This window comes from Streptomyces corchorusii, assembly GCF_001514055.1.
Lineage (GTDB): Bacteria > Actinomycetota > Actinomycetes > Streptomycetales > Streptomycetaceae > Streptomyces > Streptomyces olivaceoviridis.
The window spans coordinates 271,798-298,661 of sequence record NZ_KQ948352.1 but is presented as its reverse complement, the minus strand read 5'-3'; the positions used below and the strand labels follow the sequence as shown (position 1 = coordinate 298,661).

The 26,864-nt window shown below is 72.6% G+C and carries 21 protein-coding genes and 3 pseudogenes; 7 read left to right on the top strand and 17 right to left on the bottom strand.

The features are described from left to right. The first annotated feature begins 135 nt into the window (after positions 1-135). Positions 136-513, top strand: coding sequence for a hypothetical protein (locus AQJ11_RS05490; protein WP_244218125.1), 378 nt, complete (start codon positions 136-138; stop codon positions 511-513). A gap of 14 nt (positions 514-527) precedes the next feature. Here the strand turns inward: AQJ11_RS05490 and AQJ11_RS05485 are convergent, their stop codons facing one another. From AQJ11_RS05485 to AQJ11_RS05445, 9 genes are all read right to left on the bottom strand, one after another. Then, positions 528-2,051, bottom strand: coding sequence for an NCS1 family nucleobase:cation symporter-1 (locus tag AQJ11_RS05485; protein ID WP_059262061.1), 1,524 nt, complete (start codon positions 2,049-2,051; stop codon positions 528-530). A 119-nt stretch (positions 2,052-2,170) separates the two neighbouring features. Beyond that, the gene (locus AQJ11_RS05480) at positions 2,171-3,190 is read right to left on the bottom strand and encodes a TIGR03842 family LLM class F420-dependent oxidoreductase (protein ID WP_059262060.1); all 1,020 of its coding nucleotides are present in this window, start codon (positions 3,188-3,190) and stop codon (positions 2,171-2,173) included. 12 nt (positions 3,191-3,202) lie between these two features. After that, positions 3,203-4,597 (bottom strand): dihydropyrimidinase, encoded by a 1,395-nt coding sequence (hydA, locus tag AQJ11_RS05475; protein ID WP_059262059.1) that lies wholly within the window; start codon positions 4,595-4,597, stop codon positions 3,203-3,205. Between the two features lie 25 nt (positions 4,598-4,622). Further along, positions 4,623-5,465, bottom strand: coding sequence for a nitrilase-related carbon-nitrogen hydrolase (locus AQJ11_RS05470; RefSeq protein WP_059262058.1), 843 nt, complete (start codon positions 5,463-5,465; stop codon positions 4,623-4,625). A gap of 155 nt (positions 5,466-5,620) precedes the next feature. After that, positions 5,621-7,186 (bottom strand): PucR family transcriptional regulator, encoded by a 1,566-nt coding sequence (locus AQJ11_RS05465; protein ID WP_014675952.1) that lies wholly within the window; start codon positions 7,184-7,186, stop codon positions 5,621-5,623. Positions 7,187-7,203: 17 nt separating this feature from the next. Beyond that, a complete protein-coding gene (locus AQJ11_RS05460) occupies positions 7,204-8,487 on the bottom strand; it encodes an aspartate aminotransferase family protein (protein ID WP_014675951.1) in 1,284 nt (427 codons plus the stop codon). Continuing rightward, complete coding sequence (locus AQJ11_RS05455) at positions 8,484-9,326, bottom strand: nitrilase-related carbon-nitrogen hydrolase (protein WP_014675950.1); 843 nt, start codon at positions 9,324-9,326, stop codon at positions 8,484-8,486. The genes AQJ11_RS05460 and AQJ11_RS05455 overlap by 4 nt, the downstream gene beginning before the upstream one ends. A gap of 206 nt (positions 9,327-9,532) precedes the next feature. Next, positions 9,533-11,011, bottom strand: a complete 1,479-nt coding sequence (locus AQJ11_RS05450) for a hypothetical protein (RefSeq protein WP_208616444.1) — start codon at positions 11,009-11,011, stop codon at positions 9,533-9,535. Between the two features lie 157 nt (positions 11,012-11,168). Beyond that, positions 11,169-11,420, bottom strand: coding sequence for a helix-turn-helix domain-containing protein (locus tag AQJ11_RS05445; RefSeq protein WP_014675948.1), 252 nt, complete (start codon positions 11,418-11,420; stop codon positions 11,169-11,171). A 60-nt stretch (positions 11,421-11,480) separates the two neighbouring features. On the opposite strand from AQJ11_RS05445, the pseudogene AQJ11_RS48090 reads away from it, so the two are divergent. Continuing rightward, positions 11,481-12,008: pseudogene (locus AQJ11_RS48090) on the top strand (M24 family metallopeptidase); the annotation flags it as partial. 186 nt (positions 12,009-12,194) lie between these two features. Continuing rightward, positions 12,195-14,738 carry an ATP-dependent Clp protease ATP-binding subunit gene (locus AQJ11_RS05435; protein WP_059262056.1) on the top strand — a complete coding sequence of 848 codons (2,544 nt, stop codon included), beginning with the start codon at positions 12,195-12,197 and terminating at the stop codon, positions 14,736-14,738. A gap of 137 nt (positions 14,739-14,875) precedes the next feature. Here AQJ11_RS05435 and ggt read toward each other — a convergent pair whose 3' ends face one another. Then, entirely contained in the window at positions 14,876-16,678 is a 1,803-nt protein-coding gene (gene ggt / locus AQJ11_RS05430; RefSeq protein ID WP_175252308.1) for a gamma-glutamyltransferase, read from the bottom strand. Between the two features lie 109 nt (positions 16,679-16,787). Between ggt and AQJ11_RS05425 the strand changes: the two genes are divergently transcribed. Together AQJ11_RS05425 and AQJ11_RS05420 are read left to right on the top strand one after the other, a co-directional pair. Then, complete coding sequence (locus AQJ11_RS05425) at positions 16,788-17,534, top strand: hypothetical protein (RefSeq protein WP_014675944.1); 747 nt, start codon at positions 16,788-16,790, stop codon at positions 17,532-17,534. Between the two features lie 108 nt (positions 17,535-17,642). Then, positions 17,643-19,208: an alpha/beta fold hydrolase gene (locus tag AQJ11_RS05420; protein WP_059262055.1), complete on the top strand. Its 1,566-nt coding sequence runs from the start codon at positions 17,643-17,645 to the stop codon at positions 19,206-19,208. Positions 19,209-19,244: 36 nt separating this feature from the next. On the opposite strand, the pseudogene AQJ11_RS50775 reads toward AQJ11_RS05420, so the two are convergent. The 6 genes and pseudogenes from AQJ11_RS50775 to pcaDC all read right to left on the bottom strand — a co-directional run. Beyond that, positions 19,245-19,739, bottom strand: a pseudogene (locus AQJ11_RS50775) (ABC transporter permease subunit); the annotation flags it as partial. An 8-nt stretch (positions 19,740-19,747) separates the two neighbouring features. Next, positions 19,748-19,945: pseudogene (locus AQJ11_RS50770) on the bottom strand (ABC transporter substrate-binding protein); the annotation flags it as partial. A 176-nt stretch (positions 19,946-20,121) separates the two neighbouring features. Further along, positions 20,122-20,541, bottom strand: a complete 420-nt coding sequence (locus AQJ11_RS05415) for a DUF6278 family protein (RefSeq protein WP_059262054.1) — start codon at positions 20,539-20,541, stop codon at positions 20,122-20,124. Between the two features lie 15 nt (positions 20,542-20,556). Next, positions 20,557-21,336, bottom strand: a complete 780-nt coding sequence (locus AQJ11_RS05410; protein ID WP_058082659.1) for an exodeoxyribonuclease III — start codon at positions 21,334-21,336, stop codon at positions 20,557-20,559. 45 nt (positions 21,337-21,381) lie between these two features. Continuing rightward, complete coding sequence (locus AQJ11_RS05405) at positions 21,382-22,017, bottom strand: MBL fold metallo-hydrolase (protein ID WP_014675939.1); 636 nt, start codon at positions 22,015-22,017, stop codon at positions 21,382-21,384. Positions 22,018-22,053: 36 nt separating this feature from the next. Next, positions 22,054-23,349, bottom strand: coding sequence for a bifunctional 3-oxoadipate enol-lactonase/4-carboxymuconolactone decarboxylase PcaDC (gene pcaDC / locus AQJ11_RS05400; protein WP_059262053.1), 1,296 nt, complete (start codon positions 23,347-23,349; stop codon positions 22,054-22,056). A 201-nt stretch (positions 23,350-23,550) separates the two neighbouring features. On the opposite strand from pcaDC, the gene AQJ11_RS50765 reads away from it, so the two are divergent. Beyond that, the gene (locus AQJ11_RS50765) at positions 23,551-24,387 is read left to right on the top strand and encodes a hypothetical protein (RefSeq protein WP_244218124.1); all 837 of its coding nucleotides are present in this window, start codon (positions 23,551-23,553) and stop codon (positions 24,385-24,387) included. Between the two features lie 277 nt (positions 24,388-24,664). On the opposite strand, the gene AQJ11_RS05390 is transcribed toward AQJ11_RS50765, so the two are convergent. Beyond that, positions 24,665-25,618, bottom strand: a complete 954-nt coding sequence (locus tag AQJ11_RS05390) for a diacylglycerol/lipid kinase family protein (protein WP_059262052.1) — start codon at positions 25,616-25,618, stop codon at positions 24,665-24,667. A gap of 128 nt (positions 25,619-25,746) precedes the next feature. On the opposite strand from AQJ11_RS05390, the gene AQJ11_RS05385 reads away from it, so the two are divergent. Further along, positions 25,747-26,850 carry an AI-2E family transporter gene (locus AQJ11_RS05385; protein WP_059262051.1) on the top strand — a complete coding sequence of 368 codons (1,104 nt, stop codon included), beginning with the start codon at positions 25,747-25,749 and terminating at the stop codon, positions 26,848-26,850. The last annotated feature ends 14 nt before the right edge of the window (positions 26,851-26,864 follow it).

Genomic DNA, 26,864 nt, shown 5'->3' with positions numbered 1-26,864 from the left:
CAGCCGGGTCCGGCGCGCCTGACCGGCATCCTGCCGGACAACGCCCGGCCCCCGGCCGGTTTCCGCCCGATCCGCCGTGGCGCGGGAGGGGCGGAGTGGGCATGCTGGGGTGGCCGGCCGAGGACGGCCGCACGGGTGACGCAGGGGGCGGCGCACGGCGCGCCCACCGGGGTCCGGCTGCCCACCGGCGTCCCCGCCACGGCCACCGCGCTGCACCTGGGCGACCACATGGAGACCCGTCGCACGGTGCGGGCCCTCACCCGTGGGGTGGCGCTGACGATCTGCTGCGGGGCGCTGCTCGTCACCGCGGTGGCGCTGACCTGGTACGGCCCTGGGAAGGACGGTCCCCGCGTCCTGGTGCGCACCCCGTCGGGCGTGGTGTGCGGGAAGCCGGGGCGCACCGAGGACGGAGTGCTGCTGGTGCGGACGGACACCGGTGAGGTCGCGGTGCGGCTGGCCCGGGCCGAGGCCGTGACCGCGGTCGACGACTGCCCGGGCGCCGCGCCCCCCTGAGGAGGCCGGTCCGCTCAGCCGGCGGCGCGCCGCCCGGAGGCCAGGGTGAGGGTCAGGTACAGCACCAGGGAGGTGCCGAGGCCCACCGCCCAGCCGTAGTCGGCGAGGGGCGCCAGGGCGGGGATGGGGCGGCCGTCGGTCAGGGGCTTGAGGCTCGCGCCGCCGAGCGAGAGGACACCGCCCGCCAGGAAGGCGACGACCGCCCGCCAGTTCCAGCCGCCCGTGTACCAGTACTTACCGCCCGGCCGGTACAGGTCGCCGAGGTCCAGGCGGGTGCGGCGCAGCAGCCAGTAGTCGGCGACGAGGATGCCGGCGACCGTGCCGAGCAGGCCGCCGACCAGACCCAGCCAGGTGAAGATGTAGCCCTGCGGGTCGGAGTACAGCTTCCACGGGAAGATCAGCACGGCGAGGACGGCGGTGATCAGGGCGCCGGTGCGGAAACTCACCTTCCTGGGCGCGACGTTGGAGAAGTCGAAGGCCGGGGAGACCAGGTTGGCGGCGATGTTCACGGACAGCGTCGCCACCAGGACGGTCACGAGCGCGTACAGCAGACCGGCCGGGTTGTCCGTCTTCGCCGCCAACTGCACCGGGTCCCAGACCGGTTCGCCGTACACGGCCTGCGAGCCGGAGGTGACCAGCACGGACAGGAACGCGAACAGGGTCATCGTGGTCGGCAGGCCGAGGGCCTGGCCCCAGGTCTGCGCGCGCTGGCTCCTGCCGTAGCGGGTGAAGTCGGGGATGTTCAGCGACAGCGTCGACCAGAAGCCGATCATGCCCATGAGGGAGGGCCAGAACAGCTTCCAGAAGTCGCCGCCCCAGCCCAGCCTGGACGGCTGGTCGAAGAGCGGTCCGACGCCCCCGGCCTTGCCGCTCATCCACCACAGCATCACGAACGCGCCGACCAGGACGAACGGCGCGGCCCAGTTCTCGAAGCGGCGGATGGTCTCCATGCCGCGGTGGATGATGGCCACCTGGATCGCCCAGAAGACCGCGAAGGACAGCCACATGGTCCAGGCGTGGCCGCCGATGTGCCCCGCGTTCCTCCAGCCGTCGCCGATCAGCTTCCCGGCGAGGAAGTAGATCGCCTCGCCGCCGATCCAGGTCTGGATGCCGAACCAGCCGCATGCCACCAACGCCCGTACGACGGCGGGCAGGTTGGCGCCGCGCACACCGAAGGAGGCGCGGGCGAAGACCGGGAAGGGGATGCCGTACTTGGGGCCGGCGTGCCCGGTGAGCAGCATGGGCGCCAGCACGATCAGGTTGGCGAGGGCGATGGTGAACACCGCCTGCTTCCAGTCCATGCCCACCGCGATCAGTCCGGAGGCGAGGGTCCAGGAGGCGGTGTTGTGGGCCATGCCGACCCACAGGGCGGAGAAGTTGTACGTCGTCCACGTGCGCCGGGCCACGGGGACCGGGAGCAGGTCCTGGTTGGCGTAGGGGCCGCTGGGCGGGGTCGTGCCGGGGGCGAGTTCCACGCGCCCGTCGGGGAGGGTGACCTGGCCGGGTATCGGTCTGGCCGTGGGAGCGGTGTCGGTCATGGGCTGGCCAATCGGAAGGAGGCGGATCGGGAATGGCCGTGCGGGCACCAGCCCCCTCCCCGGGACGGCGGGGAGGGGAGACCAAGGGGGGCGTGGGGGGACTCGCGGACGTGGGCGGGTCAGGAGTTGACGGCGGGGATGACGTGGTGGCCGTAGGCCTCGATGACGGCTTCCTGCGCGTCGTGCATGTCGTACACCGCGAACTGGTCGACGCCCAGGGCGCGCAGCGCGGTCAGTTTCTCGATGTGCTTCCCGACCGGGCCGATGACGCAGAACCGGTCCACGATCTCGTCGGGCACGAACGCGGTGTCCGGGTTGCCGCTGCGTCCGTGGTGGGCGTAGTCGTAGCCCTGGCGGGCCCTGATGTAGTCGGTGAGTTCCCCGGGGACCTGCGCGGAGTGCTCGCCGTACCGGGCGACCAGGTCGGCGACGTGGTTGCCGACCATGCCGCCGAACCAGCGGCACTGGTCGCGGGCGTGCGCCAGGGCCTCGGGCGAGTCGTCCTCGGTGACGTACGCCGGCGCGGCGACGCAGATGGTCACCTCGGACGGGTCACGGCCGGCGGCGACCGCCGCGTCCTTGACGGCCTTCACCATGTACTCGGTCAGGTAGAGGTCGGCGAGCTGGAGGATGAATCCGTCGGCCTCCTCGCCGGCCATCTTCAGCGCCTTCGGTCCGTACGCGGCCATCCAGACCGGGAGTTCGGCGTCCTCCTTGATCCACGGGAACCGGATCTTCGTGCCGCCGAGGTCGGCCTCCTCGCCCCGGCCGAGGGCGCGGATGACCTTCATGGCCTCGCTGATCCGGGCGAGCGTGTTGGGTCTGCGGCCCGCGACGCGCATCGCGGAGTCGCCGCGGCCGATGCCGCAGACGGTGCGGTTGCCGAACATGTCGTTGAGGGTGGCGAAGGTGGAGGCGGTGACCTCCCAGGTGCGGGTGCCCGGGTTGGTGACCATCGGGCCGACCGTGAGCTTCCGCGTGTTCGCCAGGATCTGGCTGTAGATCACGAACGGTTCCTGCCAGAGCACGGCGGAGTCGAAGGTCCAGCCGTAGCGGAAACCGTTGCGCTCGGCCCGTTTCATCAGGCTGACGACCCGGGAGGCGGGCGGGTCGGTCTGCAGGACGAGTCCGAAGTCCATGGGGCGCCACTCCTAGGTGAGGTACTGACAGGTGGAGCGCGGGGTGAAGACGCCGTGCCCGGCGCGTCCGGTGTACTCCCGCTGGTCGATGACGAGTTCGCCGCGCGACAGGACCGTCTCGACGCGGCCGGTGACGCGCTTGCCCTCGTACGCCGAGTAGTCGACGTTCATGTGGTGGGTCTCGGCGGACATCACCTGTTCGGCGTGCGGGTCGTAGATGACGACGTCCGCGTCGGCGCCCGGGGTGATGGTGCCCTTCTTCGGGTACAGCCCGAACATCCGGGCCGGGGCGGCGCAGGCGATCTCGATCCAGCGGCGGCGGGAGATGTGCCCGTCGACGACCGCCTGGTGGAGCAGGTCCATCCGGTTCTCCACGCCCGGCAGCCCGTTGGGGATCTTGGAGAAGTCGCCGCGGCCCAGTTCCTTCTGGCCGGTGAAGCAGAAGGGGCAGTGGTCGGTGGAGACGACCTGGAGGTCGTTGGTCCGCAGGCCCCGCCACAGCCGGGCCTGGTGCTCCTTCGGCCTGAGGGGCGTGCTGCACACGTACTTGGCGCCCTCGAAGCCGGGCTCGGCCAGGTTGTCCGTCGACAGGAACAGGTACTGCGGGCAGGTCTCGCCGAAGACGTTCAGCCCCTCGTCGCGTGCGCGCGCCAGCTCGGCCACGGCCTCCATGGCGGAGACGTGCACGACGTACAGGGGCGCGCCGGCCACCTGGGCGAGCTTGATGGCCCGGTGGGTGGCCTCCGCCTCCAGCAGGGCCTTGCGCACCTCGCCGTGGTAGCGCGGGTCGGTCTCGCCCCGGGCGAGGGCCTGCTCGACCAGCACGTCGATGGCGATGCCGTTCTCGGCGTGCATCATGATCAGTCCGCCGTTCTCGGCGGAGCGCTGCATGGCGCGCAGGATCTGCCCGTCGTCGGAGTAGAAGACCCCGGGGTAGGCCATGAACTGCTTGAAGCTGGTGACCCCTTCCTCGATGAGCAGGTCCATCTCCTTGAGCGTCTCCTGGTTCACATCGGAGACGATCATGTGGAAGGCGTAGTCGATCGCGCAGTTGCCCTCGGCCTTGGCGTGCCAGGTGTCCAGGCCCTCGCGCAGGGTGTGGCCGACGCTCTGCACCGCGAAGTCCACGATGGTCGTCGTACCGCCCCAGGCGGCGGCCCGGGTGCCGGTCTCGAAGGTGTCGGAGGCGAAGGTGCCGCCGAACGGCAGCTCCATGTGGGTGTGGGCGTCGACGCCGCCCGGGATGACGTACTTCCCGGTGGCGTCGATGGTGCGGTCCGCGCTCCAGTTCTGCGCGCCGGGCGTGGTGAGGGCGGTGATGCGGGAGTCCTCGATGAGGACGTCGGCGTGGATCTCGTCGGACGCGGTGATGACGAGACCACCGCGGATGACGGTACGGCTGCTCATGCTGCTCCCTCTGTCGACGGTGCCGTCAGGGCGCGGTCAGCGGTCCGTAGGCCCCCGGCGCGCGGTCCCGGTAGAACTGCCAGCGGTCGCGGACCTCGCGGAGTTCGGCCAGGTCCAGGTCGCGGACGACGAGTTCGGTCTCCTTGTCGCTCGCGACCTCGCCGACGAACTGTGCCTCCGGGCCCACGAAGTAGGTGGTGCCGTAGAAGTCGTTGTCGCCCAGGTCCTCCACGCCGACCCGGTTGATCGCGCCTACGAAGTACTCGTTGGCGACGGCCGCCGCCGGCTGCTCCAGCTGCCAGAGGTAGCGGGACAGGCCGCGCGAGGTGGCCGACGGGTTGAAGACGATCTCGGCGCCGGCGAGGCCGAGCGCCCGCCAGCCCTCCGGGAAGTGGCGGTCGTAGCAGATGTAGACGCCGATCCGGCCTGCGGCGGTGTCGAAGACGGGCCAGCCGCTGTTGCCGGGGCGGAAGTAGAACTTCTCCCAGAACCCTTGGACCTGCGGGATGTGGGTCTTGCGGTACTTGCCGAGGTAGGAGCCGTCCGCGTCGATCACGGCGGCCGTGTTGTACAGGACGCCCGGCTGCTCCTCCTCGTACATGGGCAGGACCAGGACGATGCCCAGCTCGCGGGCGAGGGCCTGGAAGCGCCGGACGGTCGGGCCCTCGGGGATCCGTTCGGCGTACTCGTAGAACGCCTTGTCCTGGACCTGGCAGAAGTACGGGCCGTAGAACAGCTCCTGGAAGCAGAGGACTTGGGCGCCCTGGGCGGCGGCGTCGCGGGCTGCCTGCTCGTGCACCTGGATCATGGACTCCTTGTCGCCGGTCCAGGCGGTCTGGAAGAGGGCGGCACGGATCACTCGGCTCATCGGGACCTCCGGTAGCTCGGTGTGCCGTGAGCGTAGGAAGCCCGAGGGGCCGGTTCGACGGGCAGCGTGTCACGTCCGCGGGTGGCCGGCGTGCCACCGTGTCACGTGTCCGCGGTCCCATGTTTCACCGCCGTTGTCGCAGGTCGTCGCATGTTTCACCCCTGTTGCGCGTCGTGCGCGAGGAGCGCGATGTGCACGGAGGCCGCCTGTTCGAAATCGTCCAGGTCGACGCCGAGGCGGGCCTGTATGGCCTCCAGGCGGCGGTACAGGGCCGGCCGGGAGACGTGGTGGAGCTGGGCGGTGCGGGACTTGTTGCGGCCCGTCGCCAGATAGGTCCGCAGGACGTTCAGCAGTTCCGGTTCGGCGTCGCACAGCAGCCCGTCCAGCTCGCGCTCGGCGAAGGACTGCACCTGCGGGTCGTCGCGCAGCAGGCGGATCAGTCCGCGCAGGTGGACGTCCTTGAGGCGGACGACGGCCGGCAGGTCGAGGGCGGCCGAGGAGCCGGCGACGGCGTCGGCGACGTGCCGGGCCTCGCGCAGCCCGGCGGGCACGTCGTCCCACGCGGTGCGGGGGCCGGCGGCGGCGACCACGGCCGGGGACGCGGCGCGCAGCCGGGTCGCGAAGTGGGTGGTGAGCGCCTCGGCGTCCTGGTCGCGGGCGAGGCTGAGCAGCACGGTGGCGGCGCCGGCGGCGAGCTCGGCGACGAGGCCGGGCAGCCCCAGCAGACGCAGCACCCGGTCGAGTTGGCCGGGTGTGCGGCCCTGGACGACGAGCGGCACGAAGGTGCGGCGGTTGACCGGCAGCCCGGCGGCCCGGGCCCGCGGCAGCAGCTGCCGGGCCGGTACGGCCCCGGAGACGAGGTCGGTCAGCAGGCTCTGCGCGGACTGCTCCTCCCAGCTGTGCGCGCGGGCGCCGCCGAGCATCCGGTGCAGCACCAGGGCCTCGGCGGCCCGGTCCGCGAGCAGCCGTCCGGTGGCCGCGTCGCCCCGGTAGCCGCAGAGCAGCAGCCGGCCCCACCGCTCCCCGCGCCCGCCCAGCTCGGCGCGGACCCAGCCGTCGCCGGCGCTGCCGCCGGCCTGCCGGGCGATCCGCTCCCAGTCGCGCAGCACGTCGTCCACCGCGGACCGCTCCCCCGCCGTGCCGAGGACGCGGTGGGCGAGGTTGGTGACGACGACCGGGCAGCCGCTGTGCCGGGCGACCTCGTCGAGCAGCCGTTGCAGCGGCGCCCCGGCCGTGATCAGCCCGGTGAGGGCGGTGCGTACGCTCTCCGACAGGCTGATCGCGGCGAACTTGCGCCGCACGAGCCGGGACTGCACCTCCTCCGTGAGCTCGGCGAAGGGGAACGGCCGGTGCAGTACGACCATGGGCAGCCCGCACCGCTCGGCGGCGCGGCGCATCACCTCGGGCGGCGCGGGGAAGGCCCGGCCGAGACCGAGGACGACGGCCGCCGCCTCCGCTCGGTGCAGGGACTGGACGTACTCGGCCTGCCGGGCCTCGTCCCCGGCGAGCAGCACACCGGTGGTGAGGACCATCTCCCCGCCGCTGAGCATGACGCCGACGTCGGCGGCCTCGGCGACGTGCACCCAGCGCACCGGCCGGTCGAGCTGTGCGGCGCCGGCCACCACCTCGGGCTCCCCGGCGAGCACGCGCTCCAGGGTCAGCACCTGGCGCACGGAGAGGGCGGGTTCCAGCACGTGCCGTGACTCCGAGGTGATGCTCATGGCCGTACACCTGTTCTCTAGTACGTGCTCCTCAGCGCCTGTTCCAGGATCGCCGCGCCCTCCTCGGCCTCGGCGACCGTCAGCGACAGCGGCGGGCTGATCCGCAGGGCGCTGGTGTCGTGCCCGCCGCCCTTGCCGAGGAGCAGCCCGCCCTCCCGGGCCGCCTCCAGCACCGCCGCGACGGCCTGCGGGTCGGCCTCGTCCGTGCCCGGTCTGACCAGCTCGACGCCGATCATCAGCCCGCGTCCGCGCACTTCCCGCACCCCGGGCAGCTGCGCGCCGACCGCCCGCAACCGCTCGATGAGCAGGCCGCCGACGCGCCGGGCGTTGCCCTGGAGGTCGTGTTCGAGGAGGTAGGTGAGGTTGGCGAGGCCGGCGGCCATGGTGATCTGGGTGCCGCCGAAGGTGGAGATGCTGTTGGCGTCCAGGCAGTTCATGATCTCGGAGCGGGCGATGACCCCGCCGATGGACATGCCGTTGCCGATGCCCTTGGCGAAGGTGACGATGTCCGGCGGGCCGCTGCGGGCGTGCGCCTGCCAGCCCCAGAAGTGGTCGCCGGTGCGGCCCCAGCCGGTCTGCACCTCGTCGGCGATCCACAGGACGCCGTGTTCCTTCAGCACCTCCCGGAAGGAGGCGTAGAGGCTGTCCGGCGGGGAGGTGAACCCGCCGACGCCCTGGACGGGTTCGGCGATCAGCGCGGCCGGCGGCCGGGTGTGGCCGAGGACGTCCTTCAGGTCGGCGACACAGGCGTCGATGAACGCGCGGTCGTCGAGGTGGGCGAACGGTCCCCGGGTGCGTACGCCGCCGTGGACGTACAGGGTCTGGAGCGGGGAGAGGGAGGTCGGGGACCAGCCGCGGTTGCCGGTGACGCCGATGGCGCTGAAGGAGCGGCCGTGGTAGCTGTTCCGCATGGCGAGGACGGTGTTGCTGCGCCGGTAGGTGGTGGCGAGCAGCAGGGCGGTGTCGTTGGCCTCGGTGCCGGAGGTCGTGAAGAACACGCGGGCGTCGGGGATGCCGCTCACCTGGGCGATCCGCTCGGCGAGTTCGACCATCGGCCGGTTGAGGTAGAGGGTGGAGGAGTGGATGATCCGGCCGGCCTGCTCGCTGACCGCCTTGGTCACCTCGGGCAGGGCGTGCGCGGTCAGCGTGGTCAGGATGCCGCCGAAGAAGTCCAGGTACCGCCGGCCGGCGGTGTCCCAGACGTGGCGTCCCTCGCCGTGGCTGAGCTCGATCGGGTCGTCGTAGTAGAGGGCGAGCCAGTCGGGCAGGACCCTGCGGTGGCGGGAGTAGAGGTCGTTCACGGCTGCACCAGCCCTTCGTAGGCGTCGGGACGGCGGTCGCGGTAGAAGGCCCACTGCCGCCGCACTTCCTCGATGAGGTCGAAGTCCAGGTCGCGTACGAGGAGTTCCTCGCTCTTGTCGCTGGCGACCTCACCCACGAACTGTCCGCGCGGGTCGACGAAGTACGACGTCCCGTAGAAGTCGTTGTCGCCGTACTCCTCCTGCCCGACCCGGTTGATGGCGGCGATGTAGTACTCGTTGGCGACGGCCGCGGCGGGCTGCTCCAGCTGCCACAGGTAGGCGGACAGGCCCCGGTGGGTGGCGGACGGGTTGTACACCAACTGGGCGCCGTTGAGCCCCAGTTGCCGCCAGCCTTCCGGGAAGTGGCGGTCGTAGCAGATGTAGACGCCGACCTTGCCGACGGCGGTGTCGAAGACGGGCCAGCCGAGGTTGCCGGGCTTGAAGTAGTACTTCTCCCAGAAGCCCTTGACCTGCGGGATGTGGTGCTTGCGGTACTTGCCGAGGTAGGAGCCGTCCGCGTCGATCACGGCGGCGGTGTTGTAGTAGAAGCCGGACCCCTCGACCTCGAAGACCGGGACGACGATCACCATGCCGGTCTCGCGCGCCAGCTCCCGCATCCGGCGCACGGTCGGGCCGTCCGGCACGGGCTCGGCCCAGCGGTAGTGCTCCGGCTCCTGGACCTGGCAGAAGTAGGGGGCGTTGAAGACCTCCTGGAACCCGATGATCCGCGCGCCCCGGCGGGCCGCCTCGCGGGCGTGCTCCTCGTGTTTCGCGACCATGGACTCGGTGTCGCCGGTCCAGGTGGCCTGGACCAGAGCGGCGCGGACGACGTTGGTCATGAGCTGCTCCTTCGACACGACGTCAGAGCCTCTACGCCCGTAGAGCAGGCGGTAGATTGACGAAAGTAAGCCTCCGCGCGGCCCTTGCCAAGACCATCGCCGCCAACCCGCTGAGTCGATCTCGATTCACACCCCGGTGGGTGAGCCGCCGGGCCGGCCCGGGGGCGCGGACCGTGACACACCAGGACACTACCCACCCCGGCCTGTCACGCGGTGTACCCGGCGACACGCAGGGCGTGCGCGAGGTCCCGGTGCCGCTCGCCGGAGACGCCGAGCGCGGCCTCCAGCAGCAGCGGGACCAGGCGCCCGGGGTCGGCGGCGGCACACCGGGCGGCCTCCTCGGGGGCACGGACGCGCACGTGGGCGTCCAGCAGGGCCCGCGCCTCCCGCTGCCTGCCCTCGTCCTCCATCCGCAGCACGGCCGCGCCGATCTGCTCCGCCGGCCGGGCCGCGCCCTGCCGCAGCAGTCGCCGGCCGTCGCCGTCCTGGCCGGCCGCGGTGAGCGCGTCGGCGGCGGCGACCAGCCGCTCGGCGGGCAGCGCGGCGGCCTCCCACAGCAGCGTGGCCCAGTCGGCGCCGAGCCCGGCCCGGTGCAGGGCGTCCGCGAGCAGCGGCAGCCGGCCCACGGGCCACCCCGCGGCCTCGACCAGCACCATGTGCGCCTCGCCGCCCCGCCCCTCGCCCCGCAACCGCGCCAGCCGCCCGACGACCCCGTCGACGGCCTCGCGGGCCCCCTCGTCCACGGCCGCGCCGTCCGGCACCGACGGCTCCACCGCCTCCCCGGCCCCGGCGAACCGGGCCCCCCGCGGCGACCGCGGCCCACCGTCCGCGCCGGCACCCCCGGAGGCCGGCGATACGACGACGGGCGCGGCCTCCGCACCCTCGACGACCCCGGCGAACCGGGCGCTGCCACGGCGACGCCTGCGGGCTCGGGGGGCGGGGGTGGCGCCGGGCGAGGAGGGGTCTCCGGCACCGGTGGCCGGTGAAGCGGGCAGGTCGGGAGCGGTCGTCCCGGGGGACGAGGCGAGCGGGACGGCGCCGTGGCGGGCCTCCTCGGGGGCCACCGCGGCCCAGGGGCGGGGAGCCGCGGGCGGGACGGCACGGGAAGGACGGACGGCGACGTCAGGCGCGGGCGCGACACCGGGGGCGGCTCCGGGCCGGTCTCCCGCGGAACCCGTGCGCCGGTCCAGCGCCTCCAGGCGGGCGCGGAGTTCCGCGCAGCGGGACGCGGCGCGGGTGTGGTCGTCGTGGGCCCAGGCGAGGTCGACCCGGAGGGCGTCGGCCTGGTCGCCGGGGAGCGGCGTGGACAGCCGGCGGCTCAGTGCGGCGTGGCATTCCGCCGCGTACCGCTGCTCGCGGAGCATGACGTCGAGCCGGTCGGCCAGGGCGTCCCGGGCGCCGGGCCGGGCGTCGTACGCGGCGACCGCGGCGGCGTGCAGCGCGCGGGCGCGTTCCCGCTCGGCCCCCTCGGCGGCGGGGCCGTACAGCGCGCCGAGATCCTCCAGCAGCGCCTCCACCACGTCCCACGGCGCCACCTCACGCCCGTCCAGGCAGGCGCGCATGCCCTCGGGGTCCCGCTGCCAGAAGACCCCGTTCCAGCCGCCGCGCGGATCGAGGCGCGCCAGCAGAGCGTCCAGGTAGCTCGCGAACTCCCCCACCTGACCCGGGAGTTGATCCACAGCCATCGTCCAGCTCCCGCCCGACCGCCGCCACTCTCGTCCCGGTAGGCAACACCAGTGGTGTTACGGGCTTGCTACGGAGAGTTTTCCGGCAGCACGCGAACCGCTCATCGCGGGATCCCGACCGCTGCGCGTCCGACCCCGCCGCACGGGCTCCTCAGACTCAGGCAGGCACCAGGGCACACCGGGCGACCAGGTCGTCCATCGACAGGCCGAGGACGCGCGCCAGCGCGGCCACGGTGAAGAACGCCGGCGTCGGCGCCCGCCCCGTCTCGATCTTGCGCAGCGTCTCGGCCGAGACGCCCGCCTCGGCGGCGACGTCGACCATGCTCCGGTCACCGCGCGCCGCCCGCAGCAACTGCCCGAGCCGCTCGCCGCGTTCACGCTCTTCGGGGGTGAGGGGGGTGCGCACCATGCGCCCATTCTAATACCACCCCGCACCGACCCCCCATTCAAATACCGGTATAGTAATTGGCGTGGTGCTGAAGACGGCGTCTCCCCGCTGGAGCCGGACGAGGTGGCCCGGGAGGTGCTGCGCGCGGCGGGCGCGACCTCATCGTTCCTCGGCTACCGCCCCCCATCCCCACGTGGGCCGCCCGTGCCCCGCGGACCCCCGCTGACCGAGACCGCCGTGCGGGCGCCGACGGCGGGCATCGAGGCGGCGGCCGGGAACCACGTCGGCGCCCTCGCGCACGCCGTCGGCCGGGTCTGCCGTACGGCCGGTCACGGCATCCCGGACGGCTTCGGCGGTCACGGCGTGGGCCGCCGTACGCACGAGGACCCCGAGGCCCCGCACGAGGGCCGCCCCGGCCACGGCCTCCCGCTGGGCCCCGGCAGGGTCCTAGCCGTCGAGCCGCCAGCCGTCGAGCCGATGGTGACCGGGAGCGGCGAGGACGCCTGCCACGCGGCGGCCGACGGCTGGACGCCCCGCACGAACGACGGCTCCCGCGCGGCCCGCGTCGAGCGCACGCTGGCGGTCACGGAGAACGGCCCCGGGTCCTGACCGCACGGGAAGTCCCGTGCGGGGCGCGGGTCACCGCGACGCCCGCGCCAGCGCCGGGCAGGACCGGCGCCCTCACCCCCCTGGGCGGACATGCCCACCCCCACGGATCGTGTCATCGTGGGCATGAGCAACCCGCCCCCGGGTTACCCGGCCGCTCCGCATGTCGTCAGCGAAGGAACCCACGCGATGACCAACGGCTACCCTCCTGACCCCTTCGGTGAATTCCTGGCCCGCTTCTTCGGCGGCACGGGCGGAGCCCCCGGGCCCCGCCACATCGACATCGGCCGCCTGCTCAGCCAGCCGGCCCGGGAGCTGGTCAGAGGAGCCGCCCAGTACGCGGCCGAGCACGGCAGCCGGGACCTGGACACCCAGCACCTGCTGCGCGCGGCGGTGTCGACGGAGCCCACCCGGAGCCTGCTGAGCCGGGCGGGCGCGGACCCGGACTCGCTCGCGACGGAGATCGACGACCGGGCGGGCCCCGTCCAGCACCCGCCCGGCGAGGCACCGCCGCCGACCTCGCTGTCGCTGACCCCGGCGGTCAAGCGCGCCCTGCTGGACGCGCACGACATGGCGCGGGCGAGCGGCGCCGGGTACATCGGCCCGGAGCACGTGCTGAGCGCGCTGGCCGCGAACCCGGACTCGGCGGCCGGGCACATCCTGCACGCGGCCCGGTTCTCGGCGGGCGGCCTGCCGCCCGAGGCCCCGGAGAGCGCGCCGCCCCGCCCGGAGCGGCAGCGCCAGCGGCCCACCGGCACGCCGACCCTGGACAAGTACGGCCGTGATCTGACCGACATGGCCCGGCAGGGCCGGATCGACCCGGTGATCGGCCGGGAGACGGAGATCGAGCAGACCATCGAGGTGCTGTCGCGGCGCGGCAAGAACAACCCGGTGCTGATCGGTGACGCGGGCGTCGGCAAGACGGCCATCGTGGAGGGCCTGGCCCAGCGGATCGCGGACGGGGAGGTCCCGGACGTCCTGGCGGGGCGCCGGGTGGTCGCCCTGGACCTCACCGGGGTGGTGGCCGGCACCCGCTACCGGGGCGACTTCGAGGAGCGCCTCAACAACATCGTGGAGGAGATCCGCGCCCACTCCGACCGGCTGATCGTGTTCATCGACGAGCTGCACACCGTCGTGGGCGCGGGCTCCGGCGGCGAGGGCGGCACGCTGGACGCCGGGAACATCCTCAAGCCGGCGCTGGCCCGCGGCGAGCTGCACATCGTGGGCGCGACCACGCTGGAGGAGTTCCGCCGGATCGAGAAGGACGCGGCGCTGGCCCGCCGCTTCCAGCCCGTCCTGGTGCCCGAGCCGACGGCCGAGGACACGATCGAGATCCTGCGCGGGCTGCGCGACCGGTACGAGGCCCACCACCAGGTCCGCTACTCCGACGAGGCGCTGGTCGCCGCCGTGGAGCTGTCGGACCGGTACCTCACCGACCGGCGGCTGCCGGACAAGGCGATCGACCTGATCGACCAGGCGGGCGCGCGGGTCCGGCTCGGTGCCCGGACGAAGGGCACGGACGTGCGCGCGATGGAGCGCGAGGTCGAGCAACTGGTCCGGGACAAGGACCAGGCGGTCGCGGACGAGGACTACGAGCAGGCCAAGCAGCTGCGCGACCGGATCGGTGAGCTCAAGCAGCGGATCGCCCAGGTGACCGGCGGGGACAAGGCGGACGAGGGCCAGGACCTGGAGGTGACGGCGGAGGCCATCGCCGAGGTGGTGTCCCGGCAGACCGGCATCCCGGTCAGCCGGCTGACCCAGGAGGAGAAGGAGCGGCTGCTCGGCCTGGAGCAGCACCTGCACCAGCGGGTGGTGGGCCAGGAGGAGGCGGTCGCCGTGGTGTCCGAGGCGGTGCTGCGCTCCCGCGCAGGGCTGTCGAGCCCGAACCGGCCCATCGGCAGCTTCCTCTTCCTCGGCCCGACCGGCGTCGGCAAGACCGAACTGGCGCGGGCGCTGGCGGAGGCGCTGTTCGGCAGCGAGGACCGGATGGTCCGGCTGGACATGAGCGAGTACCAGGAGCGGCACACCGTCTCCCGGCTGGTGGGCGCCCCGCCCGGGTACGTCGGCCACGAGGAGGCCGGCCAGCTCACCGAGGTGGTGCGCCGGCACCCGTACTCGCTGCTGCTGCTGGACGAGGTGGAGAAGGCGCACCCGGACGTCTTCAACATCCTGCTCCAGGTGCTCGACGACGGCCGGCTCACCGACTCGCAGGGCCGGACCGTGGACTTCACCAACACGGTCATCGTGATGACCAGCAACCTGGGCTCGGAGGCGATCACCCGGCGCGGTGCCGGGATCGGGTTCGGGCCGGGTGGCGCGGAGGCCGACGAGGAGGCGCGGCGCGAGCAGATCCTGCGGCCGCTGCGCGAGCACTTCCGGCCGGAGTTCCTGAACCGGATCGACGAGATCGTGGTGTTCCGGCAGCTGACGATGGAGCAGTTGCGGCAGATCACCGATCTGCTGCTGGAGAGCACCCGGCGGCTGCTGGACGGGCAGGGCGTCTCGGTGGAGTTCACGAGCGCGGCCGTCGACTGGCTCGCCGAGCGCGGCTACGAGCCGGAGTACGGCGCCCGGCCGCTGCGCCGCACCATCCAGCGGGAGGTGGACAACCAGCTGTCCCGGCTGCTGCTGAACGGCACGATCTCCGAGGGCAGCCGGGTGACGGTGGACGCGCGGGACGGGCGGCTGGACTTCCGCACGGAGGCGGCCGGACCGCCCGCGCCCGAACTCTGACCCGGACGGTGGGCCCGGCCGCCGGCGCGGCTCGGGCCGTGAACCCGGCCGTCGCGGCTCGGATACGTGGGCCCGGCCGTCACGGCTCGGGCCGTGAACCCGACCGTCAGCGCGGCTCGGGTACGTGAACCCGACCGTCAGCGCGCCGGGTCCACCACCATCGCCGAGCCGCCGCCGCGCCGTACCTTCTCGGCGGCGGCCAGCCACTTGCCGTCCGGCAGCCGCTGCACGCCCGTGGCCGCCCCGATCTCCGGGTTGAGGCTGAAGGAGTGCCCGATGGCCTCCAGCCGCTTCCTCAGGTCGCTGTCGTACAGCCCCGGTTCCAGCTCGGTCCGGGCGGCGTTGCGCTGGCTGGCGCGCGGTGCGGCGATCGCGTCCACCAGGGGCAGTTTCCGGTCCAGGAAGCCGGTGAGCGTCTGGAGCACGGTGGTGACGATGGTCGCGCCGCCGGGGGAACCGAGCGCCACGACGGGCCTGTTGTGCCGGTCCAGGACGATCGTCGGGGAGATCGAGGAGCGCGGGCGCTTGCCCGGGCCCGGCAGGTTCGGGTCGTGCACGGCCGGGTTGGCCGGGGCGAAGGAGAAGTCGGTCAGCTCGTTGTTGAGCAGGAAGCCCCGGCCCGGGACGGTGATGCCGCTGCCGCCGGTCTGCTCGATGGTGAGCGTGTAGGCGACGACGTTGCCCCACTTGTCGGCCACGGTGAGGTGGGTGGTGTTCTCCCCCTCGTAGGTCGTCGGGGCCGCCGTACCGCCCTGGCCGCAGGGGGCCGGGTGCCGGGGGTCGCCGGGCGCGAGCGGGCTGGTGAGGACCGCGTCGTCCTTGATCAGGCAGGCGCGGGAGTCGGCGTACCGCTGGGAGAGCAGTTGCGCGGTCGGGACGTCCTCGAAGGCGGGGTCGCCGACCCAGCGTCCGCGGTCGGCGAAGGCGATGCGGCTGGCCTCGATGTAGTGGTGCAGGTACTGCACCTCGCTCGCCTTCGACAGGTCGGTGTTCTGAAGGATGTTGAGCGCCTCGCCGACCGTGGTGCCGCCGGAGGAGGAGGGCGCTATGGAGTACACGTTCAGACCGCGGTACGACGTCCTGGTGGGCGCCTGGAGCTTGGCGCGGTAGACGGCGAAGTCCTTCTCGGCCAGCTTGCCGGGGCGGGCGTTCCAGCCGGAGGCGGGGTCCACGGGCGGGTGTTCGACCGTCTTGACGATGTCGTCGCCGATGTCCCCGCGGTAGACCGCGCCGATGCCCTGCCGGCCCAGTTGCTCGTAGGTGCGGGCGAGTTCGGGGTTCTTGAACGTGGAACCGACGACGGGCAGCCGTCCGTTCGGCAGGAACAGCTTCGCGGTGTCCGGGAAGTAGCGGAACCGGGTCTCGTTGGAGGCGGTCTGCGCGCGGAAGGTGTCGTCCACCGTGAAGCCGTCGCGGGCGATGCGCTCGGCGGGCTTCAGCAGGGTGCCGAGCCGCTTGCTGCCCCACTTCTCCAGCGCCTTCTGCCAGGTGGCGGGCGTGCCCGGGGTGCCGACGCTCAGACCGCTGCTGACGGCGTCGGCGAAGGCGAGCGGTTTGCCGTTCTCCGTGAACAGGTCGGCGTCGGCGCTCAGCGGCGCGGTCTCGCGCCCGTCGATGGTGTGCACCGTGCGGGACTTGGCGTCGTAGTAGACGAAGTAGCCGCCTCCGCCGATGCCGGCCGAGTAGGGCTCGGTGACGCCGAGCGCGGCGGCGGTGGCGACGGCCGCGTCGACCGCGTTGCCGCCGTGCTTGAGCACCTCGATGCCGGCGGCGGAGGCGTCGGCGTCGACGCTGGCGACGGCGCCGCCGTAGCCGACGGCCACCGGGACCTTCGCCGGCGTTCTGTCCGCCGTGGCGGCGGGCGGCGCCGCCGCCCCCACCGACACCACGGCGGCCGAGACCGCCATAACCGCCAGTTTCCGCGTGCCTGGACGACCCATCCGTACCTCCCGTCGGGACAAGTCCGCGCAGCGTAACCGGATGACCGGTACTACCGACAGTACGCCTGCGCACCGCGGCCGTCGCCCGGGCCCGCTACCATGCGCGGCCATGAACGACGACGTGCGCAACATCGTCCTCGGAGTCATAGCCGCGGGCGTCTCGGCCGCGCTGGGCTGGGTCGCCCGGACGTACCTGTGGAAGCGCCGGCTGCGCCGCAAGCAGTCCTTCTTCGGGCTGCCGGACCACGCCGAGTCGCTGCTGGTGGTCAACCGCAACGCGGGCGGGCCGGAGCTGTCGGTGATGCGGCACGACGTGTTCGCCCTGCTGGAACTGTCCGCCCTCATCAAGGACTGCAACGCCCACGCGCGGGTGGTGGCGCACGACGCCGCCCAGCAGGGGTTCGGCGAGCGCACGGAGTTCTGCCTGGGCGGTCCCGCCTCGAACCGCCGGATGGAGGCCCACCTCTCCTCCCTGCTGCCGGGCGTGCGGATGAACGCGGAGGCCGCGACGGGCCCGGACGTCGGCGCCTTCCGGATCGGCGGCGAGGAGTACCGGATGGACGCCGGCCGCAGCGAGTACGTGCTGCTCGCCCGGCTCACCGCCGACGGCGGCCTCGACACCCGCCCGGTGTTCCTCTTCTGCGGCCAGCGGGCGATCACCAATCAGGCGGCGACCCGCTATCTCGCCCGCCACCACGAGCGGCTGGCCCGCAAGTACGGCGGCGGCTCCTTCGTGTTGCTGCTGAAGGTGGTCAACTCGCAGGCGTACGGCCCGGATGTGGTCGAGCTGGTGGCGGACGTGACGCGGGCGGCGCGGACACCGCTGCCGGAGCCCGCCCCCGCCACCGCCGAGTGACACTTCAACAATCTTTATCCGCACGTAACTTACCGACGGGTTACTTGCGGTAGGAGGGCACGGTTACCGTCGGGTCACTTTGCACGGACACGAGTGAGGGAGTGACCCATGGGACACGGCCGCACCGCGCTGCGCGCCTCCGCCGCCGGAGCCGTCTCGGCGGCGCTGCTCGCCGGCTCCGTCGTCGGCCTGGCGCCGGCCGCCGAGGCCGCCCCGGGCGTCCGGTTCGTCGACATCACCGGCGACGGCGGCACCGTACTGAAGGCCAACGTCCTCACACCCGGGGGCGCCGACGGCTCGCACCGCTACCCGCTCCTCGTGCTGCCCACGAGTTGGGGCCTGCCGCAGGTGGAGTACCTGGCCCAGGCCCGGGAACTGGCCGATTCCGGCTATGTGGTGCTCACCTACAACGTGCGCGGGTTCTGGCAGTCCGGCGGCCGGATAGAAGTGGCCGGTCCGCCCGACACGGCGGACGCCTCCAGGGTCATCGACTGGGCCCTCGCCCACACCCCGGCCGACCCGGAGCACATCGGCATGGCCGGGGTGTCGTACGGCGCCGGGATCAGCCTGCTGACCGCCGCGCACGACAAGCGCGTCCGGGCCGTGGCCGCGCTCAGCGGGTGGGCCGACCTGATCGACTCCATCTACTCGGGGCGCACCCAGCACCTCCAGGCGGCGGCCGTGCTGGACGGCGCGGCCACCCTCACCGGCCGCGAGAGCCCCGAACTGCGGGACATCTTCGACAACCTGTACACGTCGAACCTGTCGAAGGAACAGGAGATGGTCGACTGGGGGCGGAAGCGTTCCGCCACGACCTACGTGGACCAGCTCAACGAGAACGGCGCCGCCGTCATGCTGGCCAACGCCTGGGGCGACACGGTGTTCCCGGCGAACCAGTACGCCTCCTTCTACGAGAAGCTGACCGTCCCCAAGCGGCTGGAACTGCGCCCCGGCGACCACGCGACACCCGAGCTCACCGGTCTGTTCGGGCTGCCCAACGACGTGTGGACGGACACCCGGCGCTGGTTCGACCACTACCTCCGGGGCGTCGGCAACGGCGTCGACCGCGAGCAGCCGGTCCGGCTGAAGTCCCGTACCGCGGGGGCGTACGAGGGCTACCCGGACTGGAAGTCGGTCACCGCGACCCGGCGGAAGCTGGCACTCACCGGCTCGCCCACCATCCACGCGAACGTCGACTCCGGCGCGGACGGCGGGATCGTCTTCCTCTCCAGCATCCTGGACCAGGTCGCCCGGCTGCCGCCCACCGCCTCCCTGCCGCTGCTGCCGCGCCGTTGGGCGGCCGTGTGGCAGTCGGAGCGGTACGGCGCCGCCCAGCGGGTCCGCGGCACGGCCACCCTGCACACCACGCTCACCCCGACCGGGGAGAGCGGCACCCTCATCGCCTACCTGTACGACGTGGGCCCGCTCGGCATCGGCAAGCTGGTCACGCACGCACCGTGGACCTGGCACGGGCGGACGCCCGGCGAGCCGTTCGCCGTCGACCTGGACCTGTTCTCCACGGCCTACGACGTCCCCGCCGGGCACCGCCTCGCGCTGGTGGTCGACACGGTCGACCCGCTCTACGCCGAGCACAACCCGTCCGGCGCGCAGCTGACCTTCTCCTCGCCCTCGGACGACCCGTCGTACGTGTCCGTCCCGCTCGGCGAGCAGTGATCTCCGGCTGCCGCCGGACGAGCCTGGCCCGTACTGCCGCCCCCCTGGCGGCAGCGCCCCCGGACCGGGAGCGGCGACCGCCACCCCTTGGTCCCGGGGCCGCACCGCTCCCGCCGGGACACCCGGTCGGCGAACCGGGAGAGCAGTACGCACATCCGATGCGGATCGGCGACATCACCATCACCACAAGGATGAACGGCAAATCGTAGTCGAGGTTGGAGGCGATGGGCTTCCCGGCGTCGGGGAACTCCTCGTGGGTGAGGAGAAAGCCGAGGGAGTTGTCCTCCAGGGCGACCATCAACCGGCTGGTAGCGGCGGGCAGCATGGCACGCACCGCCTGCGGGACGAGGACATGCGCCATGACCTGGGTCTCGCGCATGCCGAGCGCGAACGCGGCCTCGCCCAGACCGCGTTCGACGGCGTCCACACCCGAGCGGAAGACCTCGGCGAGGCGAGCACCGAGCCGTTGCGGAGGGCGAGCCCGGCGACCGGCGCGGGCAGCGGCTGCGCCTTCAGCGCCACGAAGAGGAAGCCCTGCGCCTGGGCACGGTGTTGCTGCCCGCGCGCAGCGCCTCGCAGAGGAACGCGGAGGTGCAGCCGCAGAGGTCCTGCGGGCCGTGGATGTCGTCCTCCGCGTAGCGGACCAGGAGGGACTGGCCCGCCAGGTGGTGGAGGCCGACGAGCTTCTTGCGGCCCGCGTTGATGGTGCAGGTGCCGGCGTAGTAGTCGATCTGGCCGATTGTTGACGTTCCGCAGTGCGGTCAACGGATCGACGGCCACCCGCAGGCCCACCCGCTCCCGGCTGTGTCGTGGTGCCGCGACCTGTCCGGACGACAGCGGAGGTGAAGGATGACACGCATCTTCCGGGCAATCGCCGTATTCACGTCGGAAGGGGCCTCCGGGGCAGCGGGCGTCAGGTCTCGGCGAACTCCGCGTACAGCTGGGACAGCTCGGGAACCCCGCTCACCGCCCACTCCTCCCCGGCCGGCACCACCTCCACGGCGCGGCCGGAGGCGAGGCGTACGACGGGCTCGCCGTCGGACCGGATCCGCCAGGCGGCGCCGGGTACGGTGCGCACGACGACGGTGCCCAGGTACAGCCCGGCGTCGTGGCCCAGCCAGGGCAGGATCTCCGGGTCGTCCCGCCAGCGCGGGACCATCTGGTCCAGGGCCTCCAGCGAGTCCGGGGTGTCGTCGAGGCGGACGCCCGCCCGAGCCGCGTGCGAGCGCAGCAGCTCGCACTCGGACAGCAGCGCGGCGACCGCCTCGGGGTCGGCGCGGAGCGCCGCTTCCGCCTTCTTCGCGTGCCGGTGGCCCAGGAACGGAAGGTTCATGGACCCAGCGTGGCATCACACGTCCAGGTCGACCACCACCGGCGCGTGGTCGGAGGCGCCCTTGCCCTTGCGCTCCTCGCGGTCGACGTAGGCGTCCTTGACGGCCTGGGCGAACGGCTGGTTGCCGTACACCAGGTCGATGCGCATGCCGCGGTTCTTCGGGAAGCAGAGCTGGCGGTAGTCCCAATAGGTGAACGGGTGGTCGTACTTCAGCGGGCGCGGCACGACGTCGTCCAGGCCCGCCTCGCGCAGGGCGGCCAGCGCGGCGCGCTCGGCCGGGGTGACGTGGGTGGAGCCCTCGAAGGCGGCCGGGTCGTAGACGTCGTCGTCCGTCGGCGCGACGTTGTAGTCGCCCAGCACCGCGAACGGGCGGCTGCCCTGCGCGTCGCCGTACACGGCCGCCTTCAGCGCCTCGAACCACTGGAGCTTGTACGCGTAGTGCGGGTGGCCGACCTCGCGGCCGTTCGGCACGTACACCGACCAGACGCGGACCGGGCCGCAGGTCGCCGAGAGGGCGCGCGGCTCGGTCACGCCGTCGTAGCCCGGGTCGCCGGGCAGGCCCTTGACCACGTCCTCGATGCCGACGCGGGAGAGCACCGCCACGCCGTTCCACCGGCCGGTCGCGTGGACCGCGGCCTCGTAGCCCAGCTCGCGGAGCTGGTCGAACGGGAACTGCTCCTCGGCGACCTTGGCCTCCTGGAGGCAGAGCACGTCGGTGCCGCTGCTCTCCAGCCAGGCCAGCAGCCGGGGAAGGCGGGCGGTGATCGAGTTCACGTTCCAGGTAGCGATGCGCATGCCTCACAACCTACCTGGCGGGTCCGACAACGCCCGTCCGCCCGCTCAGACCTCGGTCCACGCCCCGGGGTGCAGCCGCTGGTGTTCCGTGCCGCCCAGGCGGCCGAGGTGGCCCTCGTAGATCGGCAGGGCGAGGTCGGTGAGCAGGGCGTCGTGGACGTCGTACGCGCGCCGCGGGCCCACCTCGCGGACGTAGTCGATCACCTCGGAGATCTTGTTCCAGGGGGCCATCACCGGCACCAGCAGCGTCTCGACCGCCTGGCCGGGCACGGTGAGGGCGTCACCGGGGTGGAAGACCTTCCCGCCGTCGATCAGATAGCCGACGTTGGTGATGCGCGGGATGTCCGGGTGGATCACCGCGTGCAGCTCGCCGTGGACCTGGACGTCGAAACCGGCGGCGGTGAAGGCATCGCCGTGGCCGACGGTGTGCACCCGGCCCGGGAAGGCCGCCTCGACCTGGTCGGCGACCGACTTCAGCGTCCAGATGTGGGCGGCCGGGTTGTTCTCCATGGCGGCCCGCAGCCGGAACTCGTCGAAGTGGTCCGGGTGCTCGTGCGTGATGAGGATCGCGTCCGCGCCGAGGGCGGCGTCCTCCTCGGAGAACCCGCCCGGGTCGATGACGAGGGTCTGCCCCTCCTTCTCCAGGCGGACGCAGGCGTGGGACTTCTTCGTGAGCTTCATGTCTCCCCATCCTGCCGTCTGCGACCGCCCGGGGCGCTACTCGGCGGGCGTGGTCTCCTCCCGGATCACCTGCTGGGCCACCCGGAACGCGCTGTTCGCGGCCGGCACCCCGCAGTAGACGGCCGTCTGGAGCAGCACTTCCTTGATCTCGTCCGGGGTGAGCCCGTTGCGCAGGGCCGCCCGGGTGTGGAAGGCCAGCTCCTCCAGGTGGCCGCCCGCGACCAGCGCGGTGAGCGTGATGCAGCTGCGGGTACGGCGGTCCAGGCCGGGCCGGTCCCAGATCTCGCCCCAGGCGTAGCGGGTGACGAACTCCTGGAAGTCCCCGGAGAACTCGTCGGCCTGTGCCAGCGCCCGGTCCACGTGGGCGTCGCCCAGCACCTCGCGGCGGACCTTCAGCCCGTTCTGGTACCGGTCCGGCTGTCCGGTGGGCTGCGCCGGTACGGCGGCCGGGGCGATCTCGGCGACCGGCGCGGGCTGCGGCGCGGCGGCCGGGACCTGGACCGGGACGGCCGGCGTGCCCGGCAGGGCGGTCTGGCCGGTGTCGTAGGGCTGCTGCCAGGCGGTGGAGAAGTGGTGGACGAGCAGGTCGGTGACGGCGGCGGGCTGCTCGACCGGCACCAGGTGGGAGGCGCCGGGGACGACCGCGAGCCGGGCGTCCGGAATCCCGGCGACCAGGGTGCGGGCCTCGGCCGGGCCGGTGACCTGGTCGTCGGAGCCGACCAGCACCAGGGTCGGCACCCCCACCCGGCCCAGCTCGGGCCGTACGTCGAAGGAGGCCAGCGCCTCGCAGGCGGCGATGTAGCAGCCGGGGTCGGTGGTGCGGACCATCTGCACGGCCCACTCGGTGATCGCGGGCTGCGCCGCGGCGAACCCGCCGGTGAACCAGCGGTCGGGCGCGGTCCGGGCGATCGGGTCGAGCCCGTTGGTGCGCACGACCACCCCGCGCTGGCGGAACTCGTCGGCGGTGCCGAACCGGGGGGAGGCCGCGACCAGGGCGAGGGAGGCGAGCCGCGCGGGGTGGCGCAGGGCCAGCTCGATGCCGATCGCGCCGCCCAGCGCACAGCCCGCGTAGCCGAACCGCTGCACGCCGAGCGCGTCCAGCGTCGCCAGCAGCCGGGCGCTCAGCTCCGCGACCGATCCGGCCGGGTGCGCCGGGGCGCCGCCGTGCCCGGGCAGATCGAACCGGAAGACGCGCCACTGCTTGGCCAGCTCCGGGACCTGGCGGTCCCACATGTGCCAGGTCGTACCCAGTGAGGGACCCAGGATCAGGACCGGGGCCTCTTCTGGCCCGTCAAAGCGGTATTGCAGGGTGTTCGGTGGTGTCTCACTCACGCCCCAGACCCTCTCACGTCTCACGAAATCTCTCACGACCAGGGCGACCCGGCGGCTCTTGGCCCGTCGCGGCGCGGCACGCCCGGCGCTCCGACAGTGGCGGGTTGGAGTCCAACCCGCCCGTTCCGGCTCTTGGCATAACGTTCCGTGGCGGGGCCGGGCCGGTGCATGAGGACTCAGCCGAACGGGGATGACAGCTGGGTGAAAAGCAGGGGGTACGGCAACGTCTGGTACCGCGGGCGGCTGCCCCACTGGTTACGGGGGCTGCTCGTGCTCGCGGCCGGATGGGGAGTCCTGTTCTGCGGTCAGCAGGTCGCTGAAGGCTACGGAGCGACCATGGAGTACCGCGACGCACCGGTCTGCCAGGGCGGGGGCCGGAGCGGGGACGGGGACGAGGGGGAACGGTGCGTGCGGCGCGAGGCGGGCACGGTGCTCGACCGGCGGACGGGTGAGCGCTGCACGTCCGACGGCACGAGTGGCGGCACGACGGGAGGCATCACGACCGGAGGCGTCACGGCCGGAGGCGGTATGAACACCGCCGGTGGCAGCAGCACCGGCGGTGTGACGGCCGGCGGTGTGACCACCGCAGGCGGCGGAGGCGGCGGTACGACCTGTACGACGTACTACGACCTGAAGGTCCAACGGCCAGGGGGTACAAGCTGGTTGGGCGTGGGGTCGGAGACGTACAACGACGCCGGGAAGGGCGACCACGCCGAAGTCCGGCTGTGGCGGGGGGACGTCGTGGAGCTGAGGGTTCGCGGCCACATCGACACCTACGCGCCCTCCTCGCAGCAGGCGGTTTTCCCGTGGCTGGCGCTGGGCTGCCTGATCCTGGCGGCCGGCGCATGGGCGTTGCTGAGCGGGCGGCTCTCCGGCCTCTTCGCCTTCTCCAGCTTCGGCTTGCCGTTCGTGGCCGTTGGGGTCGGCTGGCTCGGCTCCATGGCACTGTTCGGCGGCCACCCCGCGGTCTGGGTGTTCGCCATGGTGTGGACGGGCTTCGCGGTCTTCTGGACCGTGAGTGCCTGGCGGGACGGGTAGCGGCCCGTTCGAGCCTCCAGCGACCGGACCGCCGCCGGCGAGTCGAGTCGGTGCACGGGGTGCGCGGGGTGCGCGGGGTGCGCGGGGTGCGGGAGTCAGAAGTCACTCGTCGAGCTGGCGAGCAGCGCGTGCGCGTTGCTCCAACAGTCCGCGACAGCCCGCAGGTGAGGCCGGCGCACAGGCAACCGGCAGTCTCGTCCGAACTGCTCGCAGCCACGTCGGCCCGCTCGGCCGAGCGAATTGACCGACGCGCCCATCGCCGACGAGCAGAACTGGATCAGGCCGTCCGCCGGATGGCGGCCCAGCCCGGCGGTCGTCCGGCGGGTCCGGCGCCGCGACCACGTCGGGGGATCCATACCCGCAGCGCACGGGGACTGATGCGGCACCGCACGGGAGTCGGCAGACTGACGGCTTCGCCGTCCAGCCCGGCGGGGAGGGCCGGGACGTCGGCGTAGACGACGACGTCGTCGGGCGTGGCGAGACGAGTGAGGCCGTGCGGTTGCCGGCTACGCAGTCTCGTGGCCGTCTCGGCGGGCGTCTCCACCCTGACGGCCAGCACTCCCAGGAGACCGGAGTCGAGGCGCGCACGCCTGCCGAGCCCAGCCGGGTCGTCCACTTGGTAAGGGTTGTTGCTCACCAGTACGGCATCCGGCCCGTCAACGGTGCGCAGCCCGGTGCGGACCACCAGCTCCGGGCCCTCGTGGCGGGCCAGGAAGTCCGGAAGGATGCGCACTGCCGTGCCCAGCTTGTCGTCCCGATAAGCCGGGTCCTGCACCAGGGCGGCATAAGCACCGAACGAGACGTTGTTGACGAACGCACGCTCGCCTGCGTACCCGAGATCCACGCGCACCTCGACGCAGTCCGTGAGGGCCTCCAGCGCGGCCGAGGGGTCCTCACGGTCCAGGCCGAGATCCATGGCGAAGTGGTTCCGGGTACCTGCCGGAATGACCACGAAAGGCAGGCCGCTCTCCGCGGCCACCTCGGCGACAAGCGCCTGTGTACCGTCTCCGCCGGCCACGCCCAGCAGATCCGCACCGTCGTCCACCGCGCGTCGGGCGACCGTCGCCAGGTCCTGGGGCAGGGAAGGATCGATCAGGACCACCTGGGCTCCGAGCGTGCGGGCGCGTTCCGCGATCCGGAACCGGCTCGCTTTTCCTCCCCCCGAACGCGGATTCACGATCAGACAGGGCCGCCGCGCACCGGTCGTCGGCCGCGGCGCGTTCTCGGTCACACCATGACACTCCTTCGACAGTTACGGCGCATCAGACGGGGTCACAAACGACAGCTCCGGGAAATATCGCGCACCGGGCGGAGAGATCTCGTCGTTTTCCCGTGACCGGGGCTGGGCACCCGGTGCCCATGGCGACGCGTCCGGTTCCGGTGCGAACCATCCTCGCCACCATCGGCCTGGTACTCGCCACCTACGCCGTACTCGAACTGGTGGTCCAGGCCCGCCGGGTGCTGATCTGGGCGGTCATCGCGTTGTTCCTGGCCGTCTCCCTTCATCCGGCGGTAGAAGCCCTGCGGCGACGGGTGCCGCGGTGCCGACGGTCGGTGGCCGCCTTGCTGGTCTTCCTGGCCACGGCCGCGGTCATCGGCGCGGTGGTCGCCCTCTTCGTCATCCCCCTGGCCCAGGAGGGAAGCCGGTTCGCCGGTCGTCTGCCCGCGATGATCAGGGACGCCCAGGCCGGCCGCGGGCCAGTCGGTAACCTGCTGGAACGAACGCACGCTCTGCAGTACGTCCAGCACCATCAGGCGCAGATCCACGCGTTCGCCACCGGACTGAGCACGCCCGTCGCGAAGTTCCTCCGCGGCGCCGCGAGCACCGCGGCGGGCGCTGTCACGATTTTCGTGCTGGCCTATCTGATGGTGCTGGAGGGCCCCAGGGCCATAGGCCGGTCCCTGGCCCTCCTGGACGAGGCGCCCGCGGCCCGCATCCGCCGCGTCGGGGCCGCGTGCGCCCGTACCGTCAACGGCTATCTGACCGGGAACTTGCTGATCAGCGTCATCTGCGGGCTTCTGACCTACGTCGTGCTGCTGGTTTCCGGAGTGCCGTTCGCCGGCCTGCTGGCCCTCTTCGTCGCCGTGACCGACCTCATTCCCCTGGTGGGAGCCACCATAGGAGCTGTCGTCGCCTCCGCCGTGGCGTTGGTCCATTCCCTGCCGGCCGGCATCGGCGCCATCATCTTCTTCATCGTCTATCAGCAGGCCGAGAACCACCTCCTGCAACCGGTCATCCTCTCTCGGACGGTGAAACTCAACCCCCTCACTGTGCTGCTGGCCACCCTGATCGCCGCCGAAGTCGCCGGAATCCTCGGAGCCCTGCTGGCGATTCCCGTCACCGGCGTCATCCAGGTCGTCCTCGGTGACATCTGGGCTCACCGCGGCGGTCGGTCACTGGGGCTGCCGACACGGACGGACAACAGCCCCGAGGACACCGACCGGTCCGACGCCCCCGGATGACTGCCCCCCTATGT

What these genes read in the sequence shown, in the direction of transcription:
- AQJ11_RS05410 (WP_058082659.1), bottom strand. Translation starts at nt 21,336, where the DNA reads ATGCGCATCGCTACCTGGAACGTGAACTCGATCACCGCCCGCCTTCCC.
- AQJ11_RS05470 (WP_059262058.1), bottom strand. Translation starts at nt 5,465, where the DNA reads ATGAGCCGAGTGATCCGTGCCGCCCTCTTCCAGACCGCCTGGACCGGC.
- AQJ11_RS05385 (WP_059262051.1), top strand. Translation starts at nt 25,747, where the DNA reads ATGGCGACGCGTCCGGTTCCGGTGCGAACCATCCTCGCCACCATCGGC.
- AQJ11_RS05485 (WP_059262061.1), bottom strand. Translation starts at nt 2,051, where the DNA reads ATGACCGACACCGCTCCCACGGCCAGACCGATACCCGGCCAGGTCACC.
- AQJ11_RS05445 (WP_014675948.1), bottom strand. Translation starts at nt 11,420, where the DNA reads ATGGTGCGCACCCCCCTCACCCCCGAAGAGCGTGAACGCGGCGAGCGG.
- AQJ11_RS05465 (WP_014675952.1), bottom strand. Translation starts at nt 7,186, where the DNA reads ATGAGCATCACCTCGGAGTCACGGCACGTGCTGGAACCCGCCCTCTCC.
- AQJ11_RS05420 (WP_059262055.1), top strand. Translation starts at nt 17,643, where the DNA reads ATGGGACACGGCCGCACCGCGCTGCGCGCCTCCGCCGCCGGAGCCGTC.
- AQJ11_RS05435 (WP_059262056.1), top strand. Translation starts at nt 12,195, where the DNA reads ATGACCAACGGCTACCCTCCTGACCCCTTCGGTGAATTCCTGGCCCGC.
- AQJ11_RS05450 (WP_208616444.1), bottom strand. Translation starts at nt 11,011, where the DNA reads ATGGCTGTGGATCAACTCCCGGGTCAGGTGGGGGAGTTCGCGAGCTAC.
- AQJ11_RS05455 (WP_014675950.1), bottom strand. Translation starts at nt 9,326, where the DNA reads ATGACCAACGTCGTCCGCGCCGCTCTGGTCCAGGCCACCTGGACCGGC.
- AQJ11_RS05425 (WP_014675944.1), top strand. Translation starts at nt 16,788, where the DNA reads ATGAACGACGACGTGCGCAACATCGTCCTCGGAGTCATAGCCGCGGGC.
- AQJ11_RS05405 (WP_014675939.1), bottom strand. Translation starts at nt 22,017, where the DNA reads ATGAAGCTCACGAAGAAGTCCCACGCCTGCGTCCGCCTGGAGAAGGAG.
- hydA (WP_059262059.1), bottom strand. Translation starts at nt 4,597, where the DNA reads ATGAGCAGCCGTACCGTCATCCGCGGTGGTCTCGTCATCACCGCGTCC.
- ggt (WP_175252308.1), bottom strand. Translation starts at nt 16,678, where the DNA reads ATGGGTCGTCCAGGCACGCGGAAACTGGCGGTTATGGCGGTCTCGGCC.
- AQJ11_RS05480 (WP_059262060.1), bottom strand. Translation starts at nt 3,190, where the DNA reads ATGGACTTCGGACTCGTCCTGCAGACCGACCCGCCCGCCTCCCGGGTC.
- AQJ11_RS05415 (WP_059262054.1), bottom strand. Translation starts at nt 20,541, where the DNA reads ATGAACCTTCCGTTCCTGGGCCACCGGCACGCGAAGAAGGCGGAAGCG.